This window comes from Terriglobus aquaticus (genome assembly GCF_025685415.1).
GTDB classification, from domain to species: domain Bacteria; phylum Acidobacteriota; class Terriglobia; order Terriglobales; family Acidobacteriaceae; genus Terriglobus; species Terriglobus aquaticus.
The window spans coordinates 428,606-443,684 of sequence record NZ_JAGSYB010000001.1 but is presented as its reverse complement, the minus strand read 5'-3'; the positions used below and the strand labels follow the sequence as shown (position 1 = coordinate 443,684).

Sequence of the window (15,079 nt, the reverse complement as noted above, 5' to 3'; positions counted from 1 at the left end):
AGAATCGGGCATGGAGACTTCCCTGCCGCTGGTGACCTTGGAACAGATCGAACAGGCGCGTGAGCGCATCGCGGGTGTCGCGGTGCGCACGGGCTTGTACCGGCTGGATGTGGAGCATGCGCGCGGGCTGGGCTTTGCGCTGCCGCAGAACCTCCCTGCCATCTGGCTGAAAGCGGAAAACGAGCAGCCGATCGGCTCCTTCAAGCTGCGCGGGGCGTACAACAAAGTCGCGAGCCTGACCGACGAAGAGTTACAGCGTGGCGTAGTCGCGCATTCCAGTGGGAACCATGCGCAAGGTGTGGCGTACGCGGCGCGGGCGCACGGCGCCAAGGCGACGATCGTGATGCCGGAGGTCGCGCCACGTATCAAGCGCGATGCAACCGCAGGCTACGGCGCCGAGGTGGTGCTGGTAGGACCCGCGAGCACGGAACGCATTCAGACCGCCGATCGCATTGTGCGCGAGACCGGGGCGGTGCTGGTGCCGCCGTACGATGATGACCTGATCATTGCCGGCCAGGGCACGTGCGGGCTCGAGATACTGGAGCAACTGCCGGAAGTCGACCTGGTCCTGAGCCCTGTGAGCGGCGGTGGGCTGTTGAGTGGCATCGCGACCGCAATCAAATCATCACGCGAGGGCGTGAAGGTGTGGGGAGCCGAGCCGGAGTTGGCGGGCGATGCGGCGGAGAGCTTTCGCAAGCGCCAGATTGTGGAGTGGCCCGGTACGCAGACGGTAAAGACGATCGCGGATGGCCTGCGCACGCAAAGCCTGGCGCAGCGCACGTACAACCACATCGTCAAGTATGTGGATGGGATTGTGACGGTGACTGAAGACGAAATCCTGGACGCGACACGGTTGCTGCTGACCGCGGCGAACCTGGTCGCCGAGCCGAGCGGTGCCGTAACCCTGGCTGCTGCTCTGTTCCACGGAGATGACCTGCCTGCCGCGAAGAACGTCGTCTGTGTCGTGAGTGGTGGCAACATCGATCCGGCGTTGCGACAGGAGTTGATCGAAGCGGAGTCGTAGCGTCTAACCTCGTGTATGCGTCTTTTCGCCTGCTTGAGTGTCGCCTTCCTGCTTCCTACCACGTTTGCGGCGGCGCAATCGCCCAACCAGCACGCTGGAGAGCGCGCGACGGTGCTGCACACGGCCATCGTGTATGTGGATGCGGACGCAAACTCGCAAAAGGTGAGCGAAGTAACGCCAGGCCACGAGGTGGTCATCGTGAGCCGTTCGGGTCCGTGGGTCAAAGTATTTGCTAATACCGACGTGGAGGAAAAGAACACGGACGACGAGCCGGAGTTTGCGGAGAACGAGAATGCAGTGCCGCGGTCAGGCTGGATCCGCAACAAGGGCGTGGTGAGCACGGCAACGCCGAACGGCGACCGGCTGCTGTATGGTGCTGCGGCGAGTGCGGAAGCAGATGCCGCGGAGCCCCATGCTCCGAAGATCGCCGCCGGCTCCGCGCACCTGCTGTACCGCCGCGTGGCGGAGTACTTCCCCAGCTCCCCATTGGCTGGCGAAAGCGCTTGGCGCTCCGCCGACATTCGCTGGCAGGAGGAGAAGTTCGACGCGCGCACGCTGCCGAGCTACCGCGATCCAGACCCGAACAACCGGCCCAAGCTGTACCAGGACGCGCTGCGCAAGGTAGTCAAGCAGCAGGCGGGCACAAAGTATGCGGCGCTGGCCGCGTTCGATCTGCTGGACGCGAAACTGTGCGGAGACTGGCAGGGTCTGCCAAAGTGCCCGGCGCTGGAGAGCGAGGTGTACGAGAAGTACGCTAATGCTTACCCGGACGGGCCGAAAACGGCCGAGGCGCTTTGGAACGCGGCGTATCGCCAAGGGGTTCTGGTAACCATGTACGGCGCGGAGGACAACACCAAGAGGGCCGACGCCGCCGCGCAGCATGCGCATGCCTTGCGCGACCAGATGCTGGCGAAGTTCCCGGCAAGCGACTACACGGCACGCGCGCAGGCTCTGGTATACAGGGTGGAGCAAGGCATCGCGATTTACGGCACAGACCGCGACTAGATCGGGGGTGCGTCGCTCGCGCAGCCGGACCCGATCCCGTTTGCTGTGGAGCACGCTTGAACGAGTATCTGCTGTCTGTGGTTCTGGGCATTGTTGAAGGCCTGACCGAATTCCTGCCCGTGAGTTCCACGGCGCACCTGCGCATCACTGAGGCGTTGCTGCACGTGCCGCTGGACGACCCGTACTGGAAGATGTACACGATCGTGATCCAGTTGGGCGCCATTCTTGCGCTGATGCTGCTGTTCCTGGGCCGCATCGTGCGGTTCTTCCGCACCTTTCCACAGGGTGAGCGCGGAGAGAAGACGTGGCTTACGCATCCGCTGACATTGGTGACTGTCGCGTTTGTCTGCACCGCCATTCCGGCGAAGCTGCTGACCAAGGTCGTCGGCAAGAACCTGGAAGACCTGACGGTGATCGCGCTGGCGTTGCTGGTGGGCGGCGTGATTATGTGGGCCGTAGATGCGTGGGCGGCGCGGCGGGAACCGCGGACAACACACGTGGAAGAGATGACGCTGGGCCAGTCGATCTGGATCGGTCTCTGCCAGGTATTAAGCGCGGTGATCCCGGGAACGTCGCGATCCATGAGCACCATCGCGGCGGCGCAGCTTGCCGGCACAGATCGAGCGACGGCGCTCGAGTTCTCGTTTCTGCTCTCCATTCCGACCATGATTGTGGCGACCGGCTACGCCCTACTGAAGGCGTTGCATCCTTCGCACGAGGTCGGAGCCGAGGCGCTGGCGCCCTTGACCATGGGTCCGGAGCGCTGGCTGGTGCTGATTATCGGCACTGCCGTCTCCTTCATCGTGGCCTACGTCGTAGTGGCGTGGTTCCTGAATTGGGTGCGGAGGCGCGGCTTCACCGTGTTTGCGGTATATCGCATTCTGCTGGGAGCGGTGTTGCTGTTCTTGTTGCACGAGCACCGGCTGTAGGCCTGGTCAGCGGGACCGGCGAGCATACGCCGCTGCCCAGGCAATCAGAACGAGTTGCAGCGGAAGCCGGACGATCAGGGCCCAGTGCGGGATGCTCGCGAATCGGTCTCCGGCGTGCTGCAGCATAAAAATGTGAACGTCGAAATAGCCGACCAGCATGAGTATGATGCCGATTGCGGCGGCTCGCCGTGTCGCGGGCAGCAGCAGGCCGATGGCTCCGGCGATCTCGGCCACTCCCGTAGCGGCGACCCAGGCGACCGGATGGCTGTAATGATCTGGCATGATCGCCAGGTATAAGCGAGGTCGCCAAAGGTGAAGGCCGCCTGCCACAAAGTAGAACGCGGACTGCACATAGAGCCCGGCGCGAGCGAGTTTGGACTGCGGCATGGTGGGTCTCGGGCAGGAGCTTAGCTAGGCTAATAAAGAAAGCCCCGCCGCGGGCGGGGCTTTCTTCCGCAGAAACCGCGCTTCAAGCGGTCCGGTGCGGAGGTTGTTCCCGACTCCGTTGCGGCCGGGGAACCCTGATAGGCGAAGGGAGCCGAGGCTGCTGCCCCGGCGCGCCTCCTCTTACGACTTGCGGCTGTCGCGCGCGGCCTTCACGTAGTCGTGCGAGGTCTGAATGTGCGCGGCTTGAGTGCTGAGTAGCTGGTGCACCGGCAGCGGCAGCTCAAGCTTGAGCGCCTCGGCGTATGCCTTCTTGATGGTGTCTTCGCCGCTCTCAGCAGTTTCGAGCAGGGTGTGGTCGCCGCCACCCAGCTTGGCCTTCAGATCGCCCCAGCCGCGGTGGATGGAACCGGCAACGGTGCCGGACTCCTTTACGTCCTTCACACCTTCTTTGTGAAGCACATCTTCCAGGTCGCCGCGGAACGAGGCGCGCTTCAGGCTTTCCGCGAGGAAGAACTTCTTCAGCGTGTCGTCCTGGATGTGCTCACCCACATCCTGAAACCCTGCCTGGCTATCAATCAGAACCTTGATCAGGCCACGGAGGGTATCTTCGGTTTCCTTCAGCAACTCAGCCATGGTGCTTCCTTTCTGTTCCGGCATCTGCCGGCTTTGCAGCGCAAACCGCTGCAACAAATTCGTGTGAACTCGTGTGTCTCGGTACTGCGGGTGGGCGATCAGGACAAGCAGTCCGCCGGCTGACGCGATTCTCCTTTGCCGGCGACAAGCGGAGGAAATCGCGAAAACCCGCGCCCGCTTGCCCTGTCTCGCTTTTCTAAGGACCCGCGGCTCTGGGCCTGCCGGGCGTGTTCTGGAGCATAGGAAGCAGGTGCGCGGGAACGGGTTGCTCGCGTGATTCCCCTTGAAGTTTCACCTCCTTCGCCACTTCTTCTCCGGCGAGAATTGAGTCATGATGCGTTTTCTGTCTGGCGCCGGGATGGGTCAGCGGCTGCGTGTCTGATGGAGGAACCCCAAGCGATGCGACCACTCCGACTGGAGAGCACACCCACCCGACACCGCCGCGTGAATGAGGTGCTTGGCATGGCCGTGCTGGTCACGGGCGTGCTCCTTCTGCTGGCGCTGGTCAGCTACCATCCGGGCGACCCGTCCCTCAACACGCTGGCGGCCGCCAGCGCGGCGGGAGCGCCGCACGTGAGCAATTGGGTGGGGCGGCTGGGCGCCAGCCTGAGCGATGCCCTGCTGCAGATCCTGGGCGTGGCCGCGTTTGCCCTGCCGCTGCTGGTGATCCGTCTAGGCGTTTGCTGGATTCGTTCGCGCGCGCAGGGATCGCCGCTGGCGCGGACGCTGGGGCTGGTGTTGTGGATGCTGGCGGCACCGGTGGCACTGGCACTCTTGCCCGGAGGGTTGCGGTACAAAGGCGCGCTGCCAGTGGGTGGTGTGGTCGGTGCCGTCCTCGCCCACCTGTTGCTGCTGGTCGTGGCATATCCCGGAGCCTGCGTGGTTGCTGGGTTACTGGTCGCCATCGCCGCGTACCTGTCGACCACCTTCATGTTCAACACGGCGCAGGAGTGGGCGACCGAGCGGGTCGGCGTGGTGAGCCGCCTGCGGAACCGTTGGCAGACTTGGCGCGATCGCCAGTCCGACGCGGAAGCGGACCAATTGGAGACCCGCCGCGAGCGCGAGTTTGCCAAGCAGCAGGCCGCCGAGCAGAAGGCCGAGGCTGCGCGTCGCGCGGCAGAGAATGGGTCGCTGCTGGGCGGTCTGTTTGCCAAGTGGGGCTTCTGGCGGAAAGGCATCCGGGCTGACCGAGCAGCGGTGGCAGAGGCGCTGCCGGTGTCGCGAAGCCTCTTTTCGCAAATGCCGCGCACGGATGTGGACGCCGGCCCCGAGCCGGAGTTTGCTCCCCTGCCCGCGCATCTGCAGCAGGCTGCCGACTCGCAGTTGGAAGCCGAGTTGGCCGAGTTTCCGGAGGTGCCCGCCCAGGCTGGCTTCGAAGACTGGAATGCGCCCGAGCCCGAACTCCACGCCGAATCACCGTTCGATTGGCTGCAATCTCCCAGAGCTGCCGAGCCCAAGACGGCGGCGAGTCCGCGAGCAGAGGTGGTGCCCTTTCCCGCTCCGCGCAAGCCGGTTGCTGCGGCCGAACCGGCACCGGAACCGCCCGCGGAGCAGAGCATCTCGTTTGGGCGTCGGGCCGATGAAAACCTGCAGCCCGTGCAGATGACCGCGAAGAGCGTGCGCGGATACCAGTTGCCGCCTAGTTCCCTGCTCTACCGCAACGAGGAGCATGCCGCGATCCGCGAAGACGCCCTGCGCGAAGAAGCCCGCGTGCTGGTGGAGAAGTGCGGCGAGTTTGGCGTGGACGGTCAGGTGACGCAAATCAATCCTGGTCCGGTTGTGACGACGTTTGAGTTCCGCCCCGACGCCGGCGTAAAGTACTCGCGCGTGACTGGACTGGCGGATGACCTGTGCCTCGCCATGGCCGCCGAGTCGATCCTGATCGAGCGCATGGCCGGTAAGTCGACCGTGGGCATTCAGGTGCCGAACCACGAGCGCGAAACCATCTGGCTCCGTGACGTGGTCGAGAGCGAAGGCTTTGCCAACTCGAAGAGCAAGGTCGAAATGGCGATGGGCAAGGACATCAACGGCCGCATCGTCACGGCGAACCTGGCCGCCATGCCGCACGTGTTGATTGCGGGCTCGACCGGGTCGGGTAAGTCGGTGGCGATCAACGCCATGATCATGAGCGTTCTGTTCAAGGCGACGCCGGAGCAGGTGCGCATGATCCTGGTCGATCCCAAGCGCGTGGAACTCGGCATGTACGAGGGCATTCCACACCTGTTCACACCGATCATCACGGAACCGAAGCTGGCGGCGAACGCGCTGCGCAACGCTGTGCGCGAGATGGAGCGCCGGCTCAAGCTGCTCGCGTCCCGGCACGTGCGCAACCTGGACCAGTACAACAAGCTATTTGAGAACGGCGGTCAGCTCTTCAACGAAGACGGCGAAGAGCAGGAGCCTCTGCCGTACATCATGATCATCATCGATGAGCTGGCCGACCTGATGATGCTGGACAAGGCCAACGTGGAAGAGTCGATCACGCGGCTGGCGCAGATGGCGCGCGCGGTCGGTATTCACCTGGTCCTGGCAACGCAGCGGCCCAGCGTGGACGTGATCACCGGCCTCATCAAGGCCAACGTGCCGACGCGCATGAGCTTCCGCCTGGCGACCAAGGTGGACTCGCGCACGATCATCGACTCGAACGGTGCAGAGAGCCTGCTGGGTCGCGGCGATATGCTCTTCCTGCCGCCGGGAACGTCGCGACTGCAGCGTGTGCACGCACCGTTTGTGACGGAAAAGGAGATCAGCGACGTGGTCTCGTTCTGGAAAGGTCAGGGCGAGGCGGAGTACGTGGAGGGCTTCCTGGAAGGTCCGAAGGATGAGAAGGCCGGGCGCGACGGCATGGAGCCGGGCGAGGATGACGGCGACGAGTTGTTCGACGATGCCGTTCGCCTGATCTTCGAGTTCGGCAAGGCAAGCACTTCCCTGTTGCAACGCCGGCTCCGCATTGGATACGGCCGCGCCGCCCACCTGATCGATCTGATGGAGCGCGATGGTCTGGTAGGTCCGGCAGATGGTTCGAAGCCGCGCGAGATCCTGAAGCGGCCGGACTTTTATCGCGAGGTGGACGAGGCGCTGCGGTAGACGCTGGAGCTTCGCTTATGAGTGGGCCGCCGTCGGGCGGCCCCTGTCTTTGCGGATAAGCTCCAGACCGATCCACAGCGTAAGCAGCAGCGTTGCGCCGAGCACACCGATAGCGATGAGCAGGCGTGACACCGCGTGCTGGGCTGGATGGTCCACGTCAGGATTGGGCTCCAGCGGGCCCATGGTCGCATAGGGCCGGTTGGCGGAGACGGAGAAGCCGTTCGCAAGGCCATACGTCTTCGCGGAGATGCCCTGGCCGCCACCAAGGTAGAGCACCAGAGGCGAAGCGGAACGCGGCTGGTAGCACAAGGACCGCTTGCGCATTTCCAGAATGACGCTCTCGCTACGAGGCCCCGGCGTGGTGTCCGTGACGGTCACTTCGGCTTCATGCTGCAGGTTCGCACCCAGGGTAAACGCGTACGAAGTCTGACCGGCAGGAAGGTCATGCTGCTCCTGTTCCACCTTGCCGTCCCCGAAGGTCCGTCCGAACACCTGGAGGTGGCGAGACTCATTCAGCTCTGGCTCGATCCGGATGCGCTCGATCGGCACATGGGGCGGAACGAGCAGGCGGGCACCGTATCCATCGCGGCCGTGTCCCCAAGGTGAAAGGTCTCCGTTCCCAGGGGCCCCGCCCGGCATGCGCCCGGACATCTCGCTCCGGGCGACCGGCTCATATTCGGAACGATCGTCGTCCGACGTAACACCGCTGTTCAGGGCACGCTCGTCGTAACTCTCTTCGATGACGTAGGGCAGCTCGGTGCCGTCCTGAAACAGGCGCAGATCTCGCAGAGCCGGTGCGACATTCGCAAAGGTCGCGGCGTCCAGCACAACGCACGCCTGCTGTGTTTCGACTCCGCGCGGCGGCGTGATGATGCGTTGCCAACGAAAGCCGCCGGCCGGTTTGCCGGGAGGGGTCAACAGCAGCGCGGCGATGAGAGTGGCGGACATCCCGTGTTGTCCCAGTAGACACCGTTGCAGCGGCTTCTGTTTCAAGATAGGCATCCGCAGCGTTACAGTTCTGGGGTGAACCGTGAGCCATTGCTACTGGTGGAAGATGACGCAACGACGCGCGAGGTGCTGACCTTGCTGCTGGAGTTGGACGGCTGGGAGGTAAGCGCGGCCGAGAGCGGTGAGATAGCTCTGCAGATGTTGGGCAAGGGCGAGACTGCTCCGGACCTGATCCTGTGTGACCTGCGCCTGCCTGGCATCCAAGGGGCGCCGCTTGCGGATGCACTCCGAGAGGTAGCACCGAATGCCGGCCGCTTCGCCATGTCCGCGTCTGAAGCGAGTGCGGCAGAGCGAGTGGCGTACGATGTCGTCCTGCAGAAACCATTGGCGCCAGCGGACGTGCGTGCGGCGTGGGAGCAATGGCGAGCCGGCGCTTCAAGCGGCTCGCGCAGAGTGGGGATGGCGCAATCAGGCGCGTCCACGACGCGAGAAGAAAACGATCTCGCCGTGATCGCGCCGGCAACCCTGTTGAAGCTCGAACAGCAGATGGGCGCGCGAGCCAAAGACCTGTATGCCTTTGCCTTGGCGGACGCGGGCGATCGGCTGAAACGACTGCAGACGAGTCTCAGCCAGGGCGACGACGGTACCTTCCGCAAGGAGGCTCACGCGCTGAAAGGTTCTGCCGGCATGATCGGCGCTCAACGCCTGGCCGCCCTTGCCGCAATTGCAGAAACTACACCCGTGGTGTCCTCCGGAGGTTCATTGGACGAAACAGTGCGACAGATGTACCTTGCGTGTGAAGAGATTCGCCTTATGCTGGAAACATTGTTCCCAATTTAGGCGAACGTACACAGGCTCGATTGTGTTACAGCCCCCCGGAGAAGACGCACGTGGCCAACGTACTGACCAGCGCAAAAAATGATCTAAGCAGCGGCCCCACCGGCACAATCCGCCTGATCGTTGCGGACGACCATCCGGTGGTGCGATTCGGCGTAAAGAACATGCTTCAGCAGGATCCCGCCTTTGAGGTGATCAGCGAAGCAAACGATGGCGATGAAGCCATCACTCAGGCCCTCGAGCACGAACCGGACATCCTGCTGCTGGACGTGCAGATGCCACGGCTGCCCGGCTTGGAAGCGATGCGCGCCATCATGGGCAAGTCTCCGCGCATCAAGATCATTCTGCTGACCAGCACCATCTCTACCCAGCAGGTGATTGAGGCGCTGCAGATCGGCGCCCGCGGCATTGTGCTGAAGGACTCGGTCGCAGGCGATCTGTCGGAGGCCATTCGCGCGGTGTACAGCGGCGATTACTGGATTGGCGGCGAGCGCGTGATGAATCTGCTGCAGGCGCTGCACGGCCTGATGCAGAAGGCGGCCGCTGTTCCCGAGAAGAAGACCTATGGCCTGACGCCGCGCGAGTTGGAAGTGGTGCAGAGCATCGTCGAGGGCTGCTCAAACAAGGACATCGCGAAGCAGTTCAACATCTCGGAAGAGACGGTGAAGCGCCACCTGTCGAACACGTTCGACAAGACCGGCGTTTCCACGCGCTTGGAGTTGGCACTGTTTGCCATCTCGCACAAGCTGGTGGATCAGGTTTAGACGCACCTGTTTCCCGCCTGGAAGCGAGTGGGTTAGAACGCGACACAAAGGTGGTAGGAAGGCGACACCTCGACACCGCAGCGCATCCGTGATAACAGGCGCACAACCGGTGCGCCGCCGGAGTGTCGTTGTGACCACAGATGTGAACCGTTCCATTTGCAAGCCAAGCCGACTGATGAGCCGACTCGGCATCTTTGTGTCGGGTGTGGCGCTTGCCGCTACCCTTTCTGCCCCCGCGCTCCATGCGCAGGAACCGAATCCGACCGCGGGCCTGAGCAATGCAGGCCAGACCGCGCGTCCCGCTGGTGAGTTGAACGGAGTTCCGCTGTACCGCGTGAACGTCGTGTCGCGCGACCTGGACGCGGTCAACTACTTCCATCGCAGCGGCTCCACCAAGATCAACTTTGTCGGCACACCACTCGCCTCCAGTGTGCGGGGTAATGCCAAGGTGGACAGCGAAAAGGGCCGCATCACGATCAACCTGCACCTGGATGGCCTGACGCCCGCCAACGGATTTGGCCAGGAGTACCTGACCTATGTGCTGTGGGCGATCACGCCCGACGGCACGCCCAGCAACCTGGGCGAGGTGCTGCCGACCGGTGGCGGCGGCAAGGTGGACATGACGGTCACCACAAATCTGCAGTCGTTCGGCATGATCGTCACGGCAGAACCCTACTTCGCGGTGCGTGTGCCCAGCGACCTGGTTGTCGCGCAGAATGAAATCATCAATGACCGTACTGAAGGCGTGCTGGAGAAAGTGAACGCACACTTCAGCCTGCTGCCACGCGGAGCCTACGCGCAGACTGCCGGCCCGAAGACAGTGATGGACCCCATCACCCGCAACGAGCACAGCCCACTGGAGCTGTACGAGGCACACAATGCGTACAACATTGCCCGCATGGCCGGTGCAGAGCAGTTTGCACCGGACATCCTCTCGCAGGTGCGGACCAATCTGCAGAACGCCGACCAGATGGACGCGAGCAAGCACCGCGACGAGAAGATGGAGATCACCTATGCTCGCGAGGCCGTGCAGCGGTCTGAGGATGCTCGCATCCTGAGCCTGCGCAAGCAGCAGCAATTGGCGCAGCAGGCGCAAATCGATGCGCGTCATGCGGCGGAACAGCAGGCGCAGCAGTCGCAACTGGAGGCGGCGCAGGCAGCGGCAGCAGCGGCACAGGCGCAGGCAGCGGCGGATCGCGAAGCAGCCCAGCGTGCACGGGCCGAGGCCGATGCGGCCAACGCACAGGCTGCGGCAGACCAGGCACGCGCACAGGCGGACGCGGCTAAGCAGTCGGTTGTCGCCATCCGCGAACGTCTGCGCGCCCAGTTGAATGCCGTGCTGGCGACGCAGGAAACGGCTCGCGGCCTGATCGTCACCCTGGGCGATGTTCTGTTCGACACGGGCAAGTACACGCTGAAGCAGAACGCACAGATCTCGCTCGCCAAGGTCTCCGCGATCCTGCAGCAATACCCGGACCTGCGCCTGCAGATTGAGGGATATACGGACTCGGTCGGCAGCGACGAACTGAACCAGAAGCTGAGCGACAGCCGTGCGCGGGCAACGCAGGACTTCCTGGTGCAGCAGGGTGTCAGCGCGGCGAACATCACCGCTGTCGGCTATGGCAAGACGAACCCTGTCGCCGACAACAGCACCGCCGCGGGACGAGCGCAGAATCGCCGTGTGGAGATGGTCGTTTCCGGCCCGTCGATCGGCGTCCAGACGCAGGACCCGACCGCGACTCCAGCAGGGAACGCTGCGCCGACCGGCACGGCTGCACCGGCAGGCCCGGCGCAGTAGAGACCCAAACCCGTACAGCGAAGGCCGCTCCTGTTGAGCGGCCTTCGCTTTTGCATCTCATTGCTAGAGGCAGCAGGAGTGAAGATCGTGGGTCAGAACTTGCAGGGGAAGGTGGCGCTGATCACTGGCGCAAGCGCAGGCATTGGGCGAGCAACGGCGTTGGCACTAGCGGAGGAAGGGTGTGCCCTGGTGCTGACGGCACGCACGCTGGACCGCTTGACGGAGACGGTCGAAGCGGTGAAACAGGCAGGTGCCGCAGCGGTGCATCCCGTGGCGTTCGATGTCCGGCAGCGCCACGAAGTCGAGGCAGCCATTGCAGGGCTGCCGAAGGAGTTTGCGGAGATCGCGATCCTGGTCAACAACGCGGGCCTGGCGCGCGGGCTGGAAAAGCTGTGGCAGGACGACCCGGAAAACTGGGAAGAGATGATTGACACCAACACCAAGGGCCTGCTGTACGTGACACGGGCCGTGGTCCCCGGCATGGTACAGCGCAATGCCGGCCACGTGGTCAGCCTGGGTTCCACCGCGGGGTGGCTGGCCTACGCCGGCGGCAGCGTGTACTGCGCTACCAAGGCGGCGGAGCGCTCGATCAGCGAGGGCCTTCGCATCGACCTGATGGGCACCGCCGTGCGTGTCACCAGCGTAGATCCAGGCATGGTGCAAACCGACTTCAGCGAAGTGCGTTTCCGCGGCGACAAGGAACGCGCGGCCAAGGTGTACCAGAACATCACACCCCTGACTCCGGAGGATGTGGCGGACGCGATCCGGTATGCCGTGACGCGCCCGGCGCACGTGAACGTGTCGTCGCTGTTGCTGACCAGCATCGACCAGGCGAATTCAGTCACGTTCAACCGACGCAGCGCCTGATCTGCGATTGCGCTCGCGGCTTCGCTACAATCAAGCGCGATGCCGACGAGCGCACATCCTGACCGGCCAACCATCTCCGTGGCGATGATCGCCACGAATGAGGAAAAGAACCTGCCCCGCACCTTGGCAGCGCTGCAGGGATGGATCGACCAGATCGTCATTGTGGACTCCGGATCGAAAGATCGCTCTCCGGAGATTGCGCGCGAGTACGGTGCCGAGCACTACTTCAATCGCGACTTCAAGGGGCACGCGGAGCAGAAGAACGTTGCCATCCGGAAGTGCACGGGCGACTGGATCCTGCTGTTAGACGGGGATGAAGTCGTCACACCGGAACTGGCTCGCGAAATCGAACAGGCTGTAAAAAGCGCCGACAAAGAGGCCTTCTGGATCCCGAGGCTCAACATCTTCCTGACGCGATGGATGCGCCACGGTGGGCTGTACCCGGACGACAAGCTGCGGCTCTGGAGGCGCGGCGTGACGATGGTGGACGAGAGCATCGGCCCGCACGGTACGCCGCAGTACGACAGCGGAAAAGGCCGGCTGACGCATCATCTGCAGCACTACGGATACCCTGATTTCGCCAACTACCTGGACCACATGAACGAGTACTCCACCGGCACCGTAGCGGCCCTGACGCGCAAGCTGCAGGACCGGCCGTCGTGGTTGCTGCTGGCCACCAGCTTTGTCAATCCGGCGTTCGGCTGGTTCAAAAACTATGTGCTGCGCGCTGGTTTCCTGGACGGTCCGGAAGGTCTCATCTTTCACCTGAACCATGCCATCTACGTGCATTGGAAATACGTGAAGGTGTGGGAAGCGCGGAAGCACTTGCAGCAAACTGCGCCGGATGGTGCTGCGCCCCGATCGCGCTAGCCGCGCTGACGCCCTCGCAACCAAGTCTCTCTGCTCGCCGTTACACTCGAGGGCATGAGGCGCATGACTCGCAGGGAGGCGCTCAGCGGAGCCACAATGGCGGCCACATTCGGCTGCTTGCGGCGCATGGCCGCGCAGGCCACAGGTGTCCACTTCAACGTAGCGGAGTTCGACCGTGCTCGGACCATTCGAGCCGCGGATGCCGCGCTCAGCGGGCCCATACTGACGATCACTAGCGTTGCTGCCCCGGGCGCCAAGAGCGGCAATGGGTTCTTCTGTGACGCCACGCTCGATGCGGCCGGAGATGTCACCGGCTTTACGGGGCATGCGGATCTGCTGTCCCGCATGGCGGCGGCTGTGGCGGCTCTGATAGCAGCGTGGCGGCTGACCTCAGACAGCAAGTATCTCGAACGGGCTCAGGCGCAACTGCAGGCATGGTGCATCACACCGCAGACACGCATGACACCAACGCTGGACAACACGGCTGATGGGAGCGCAACCGCAGCCAAAACCGAGACGGACCTGCGGCTGAATCCGCTGCGCTTCACGCTTGCGCTGGCTGAGTTCGCGCGGGCTGCTTCGTTTGTGTGCGCCGCGCCTGGGACAGACCCGGCACTGGCCGACGGCGTCCGGGCATGGGCGTCCGAGCTCCTGCGCTGGTTCAGCGAGTCCGCGCGCGGCGCCGTGGCGCGCGACAGCACGCGTGCCGACGCAATCTTCTGGACGATGCAGGCGAGCGAGCTCGCGCGTTTCGCGCGCAATGATGCCGTGTGGCGCGACTGCGGTCATCGCTTCCGGGACAAGTTGCTGCGCCAACTGCACCTGGACGGCTATTTCCCGTATGCGCTGACGACGCAGCGACCGTATGCGGAATCCATGCTGCTGCTGGAATGCATGGGCAGCGTGTGCGAGTCGGTGAGTACGCCGTTTGAGAGCGCCTGGCCGTTCACCTTGCCCGACGGGCGAGGCATGCGAGCAGCTGTTGCATGGGCCTACCCGTTTCTGCAAAGCCGTGGCCAGTGGCCCTACCCCGCGGACACACGGCGGTTCAGCCAGCAGCCGATGCGTGAAAACGTGCTGCTGCTGGGCGGCCGCGCGTGGAACCGGCAGGACTATGTGGACCTGTGGCAGGCGATGAAGCCAGCCGATGCTGCAGATGCCGAGATACGGCGCGAGCATCCAGTGACGCAGCCCGCCCTATGGGCAGTGCGGCCGCCTGCCTAGCAGCCGGAGATTTCCCCTAGTCCGACTGCACCTGTGCCGTGGTGGCGCGGAAATCAGCAATAGCGCGCAGGTAGTTGCGCGCGGTCTCCGTGATCGTGTGCGGCGTGCCGGAAGCGATGGCCCTAGGGTCGGCCAGATCGGCTCCAACACCTAACGCGAACGCACCCGCTTCCAGGAACTCGCGCGCCGTAGCGACGGAAACTCCGCCGGTCGGAATGAGCTCCACCTGGGGTAGCGGTGCCTTGAGGCTCTTCAGGTACTTGGCGCCGCCCATGGCGCTCGCCGGGAAGACCTTGATCACGTCCGCGCCCGCCTGCCACGCCGTGACTACCTCAGTCGGTGTAAGCGCGCCGGGCAAGATCGCAACGGAGTAGCGGCGGCACATCTCGATGGTCGCCGGGTTGGTAGCCGGGCTGACGATGAACTGCGCACCCTCCAGCATGCAGATGCGGGCGGTCTCCGGATCGAGCACGGTGCCTGCGCCCACCAGCACTTGGGGCTCCTCGCGCACAAGCTTCCGGATCACCTCCATGGCTCCGGGCACTGTCATCGTCACCTCCAGCACGTTGACACCGCCGGCAGCAATTGCCCGCGCAATGCTGAGAGCTTCTTCGGTGGAGGAGCCGCGCAGGACCGGAACCAGACCGGTTTGCTGCATGCGTTTCAGGACGTCGGACTTTTGCATAGGTCTTCCTGGCATGGTGGG

Annotated in this window: 14 protein-coding genes; 10 read left to right on the top strand and 4 right to left on the bottom strand. The window is 63.9% G+C overall.

The genetic code is table 11. From position 1 onward, the window contains the following. Positions 1-10: 10 nt before the first annotated feature. From OHL12_RS01985 to OHL12_RS01975, 3 genes are read left to right on the top strand one after another with little or no spacing between them, the layout of a single operon-like run. Positions 11-1,024: a threonine ammonia-lyase gene (locus OHL12_RS01985; protein WP_263412167.1), complete on the top strand. Its 1,014-nt coding sequence runs from the start codon at positions 11-13 to the stop codon at positions 1,022-1,024. A 15-nt stretch (positions 1,025-1,039) separates the two neighbouring features. Continuing rightward, a complete protein-coding gene (locus tag OHL12_RS01980; protein ID WP_263412166.1) occupies positions 1,040-2,029 on the top strand; it encodes a hypothetical protein in 990 nt (329 codons plus the stop codon). 56 nt (positions 2,030-2,085) lie between these two features. Further along, complete coding sequence (locus OHL12_RS01975; protein ID WP_263412165.1) at positions 2,086-2,958, top strand: undecaprenyl-diphosphate phosphatase; 873 nt, start codon at positions 2,086-2,088, stop codon at positions 2,956-2,958. A 6-nt stretch (positions 2,959-2,964) separates the two neighbouring features. On the opposite strand, the gene OHL12_RS01970 is transcribed toward OHL12_RS01975, so the two are convergent. Further along, positions 2,965-3,345: a DoxX family protein gene (locus tag OHL12_RS01970; RefSeq protein ID WP_263412164.1), complete on the bottom strand. Its 381-nt coding sequence runs from the start codon at positions 3,343-3,345 to the stop codon at positions 2,965-2,967. A gap of 180 nt (positions 3,346-3,525) precedes the next feature. Next, positions 3,526-3,978, bottom strand: a complete 453-nt coding sequence (locus OHL12_RS01965) for a PA2169 family four-helix-bundle protein (RefSeq protein ID WP_263412163.1) — start codon at positions 3,976-3,978, stop codon at positions 3,526-3,528. 399 nt (positions 3,979-4,377) lie between these two features. Here OHL12_RS01965 and OHL12_RS01960 point away from each other — a divergent pair, with 399 nt between their 5' ends. After that, positions 4,378-7,065 carry a DNA translocase FtsK gene (locus OHL12_RS01960; protein ID WP_263412162.1) on the top strand — a complete coding sequence of 896 codons (2,688 nt, stop codon included), beginning with the start codon at positions 4,378-4,380 and terminating at the stop codon, positions 7,063-7,065. A gap of 15 nt (positions 7,066-7,080) precedes the next feature. Here OHL12_RS01960 and OHL12_RS01955 read toward each other — a convergent pair whose 3' ends face one another. After that, a complete protein-coding gene (locus OHL12_RS01955; protein WP_263412161.1) occupies positions 7,081-8,013 on the bottom strand; it encodes a hypothetical protein in 933 nt (310 codons plus the stop codon). 75 nt (positions 8,014-8,088) lie between these two features. On the opposite strand from OHL12_RS01955, the gene OHL12_RS01950 reads away from it, so the two are divergent. From OHL12_RS01950 to OHL12_RS01925, 6 genes are all read left to right on the top strand, one after another. Beyond that, positions 8,089-8,853, top strand: a complete 765-nt coding sequence (locus OHL12_RS01950; RefSeq protein WP_263412160.1) for a response regulator — start codon at positions 8,089-8,091, stop codon at positions 8,851-8,853. Positions 8,854-8,903: 50 nt separating this feature from the next. Next, positions 8,904-9,614: a response regulator gene (locus tag OHL12_RS01945; RefSeq protein WP_263412159.1), complete on the top strand. Its 711-nt coding sequence runs from the start codon at positions 8,904-8,906 to the stop codon at positions 9,612-9,614. 175 nt (positions 9,615-9,789) lie between these two features. Further along, positions 9,790-11,412, top strand: coding sequence for an OmpA family protein (locus tag OHL12_RS01940; RefSeq protein ID WP_263412158.1), 1,623 nt, complete (start codon positions 9,790-9,792; stop codon positions 11,410-11,412). Positions 11,413-11,499: 87 nt separating this feature from the next. Then, on the top strand, positions 11,500-12,279 hold the full coding sequence (locus OHL12_RS01935) for an SDR family NAD(P)-dependent oxidoreductase (protein WP_263412157.1): 780 nt from the start codon (positions 11,500-11,502) through the stop codon (positions 12,277-12,279). Positions 12,280-12,318: 39 nt separating this feature from the next. Then, complete coding sequence (locus tag OHL12_RS01930; RefSeq protein WP_263412156.1) at positions 12,319-13,149, top strand: glycosyltransferase family 2 protein; 831 nt, start codon at positions 12,319-12,321, stop codon at positions 13,147-13,149. A 54-nt stretch (positions 13,150-13,203) separates the two neighbouring features. After that, a complete protein-coding gene (locus tag OHL12_RS01925) occupies positions 13,204-14,373 on the top strand; it encodes an alginate lyase family protein (RefSeq protein ID WP_263412155.1) in 1,170 nt (389 codons plus the stop codon). A gap of 16 nt (positions 14,374-14,389) precedes the next feature. Here the strand turns inward: OHL12_RS01925 and OHL12_RS01920 are convergent, their stop codons facing one another. Next, a complete protein-coding gene (locus OHL12_RS01920) occupies positions 14,390-15,058 on the bottom strand; it encodes a bifunctional 4-hydroxy-2-oxoglutarate aldolase/2-dehydro-3-deoxy-phosphogluconate aldolase (protein ID WP_263412154.1) in 669 nt (222 codons plus the stop codon). Positions 15,059-15,079 lie beyond the last annotated feature (21 nt).

What these genes read in the sequence shown, in the direction of transcription:
- OHL12_RS01960 (WP_263412162.1), top strand. Translation starts at nt 4,378, where the DNA reads ATGCGACCACTCCGACTGGAGAGCACACCCACCCGACACCGCCGCGTG.
- OHL12_RS01985 (WP_263412167.1), top strand. Translation starts at nt 11, where the DNA reads ATGGAGACTTCCCTGCCGCTGGTGACCTTGGAACAGATCGAACAGGCG.
- OHL12_RS01925 (WP_263412155.1), top strand. Translation starts at nt 13,204, where the DNA reads ATGAGGCGCATGACTCGCAGGGAGGCGCTCAGCGGAGCCACAATGGCG.
- OHL12_RS01920 (WP_263412154.1), bottom strand. Translation starts at nt 15,058, where the DNA reads ATGCAAAAGTCCGACGTCCTGAAACGCATGCAGCAAACCGGTCTGGTT.
- OHL12_RS01965 (WP_263412163.1), bottom strand. Translation starts at nt 3,978, where the DNA reads ATGGCTGAGTTGCTGAAGGAAACCGAAGATACCCTCCGTGGCCTGATC.
- OHL12_RS01930 (WP_263412156.1), top strand. Translation starts at nt 12,319, where the DNA reads ATGCCGACGAGCGCACATCCTGACCGGCCAACCATCTCCGTGGCGATG.
- OHL12_RS01980 (WP_263412166.1), top strand. Translation starts at nt 1,040, where the DNA reads ATGCGTCTTTTCGCCTGCTTGAGTGTCGCCTTCCTGCTTCCTACCACG.
- OHL12_RS01970 (WP_263412164.1), bottom strand. Translation starts at nt 3,345, where the DNA reads ATGCCGCAGTCCAAACTCGCTCGCGCCGGGCTCTATGTGCAGTCCGCG.
- OHL12_RS01940 (WP_263412158.1), top strand. Translation starts at nt 9,790, where the DNA reads ATGAGCCGACTCGGCATCTTTGTGTCGGGTGTGGCGCTTGCCGCTACC.
- OHL12_RS01955 (WP_263412161.1), bottom strand. Translation starts at nt 8,013, where the DNA reads ATGTCCGCCACTCTCATCGCCGCGCTGCTGTTGACCCCTCCCGGCAAA.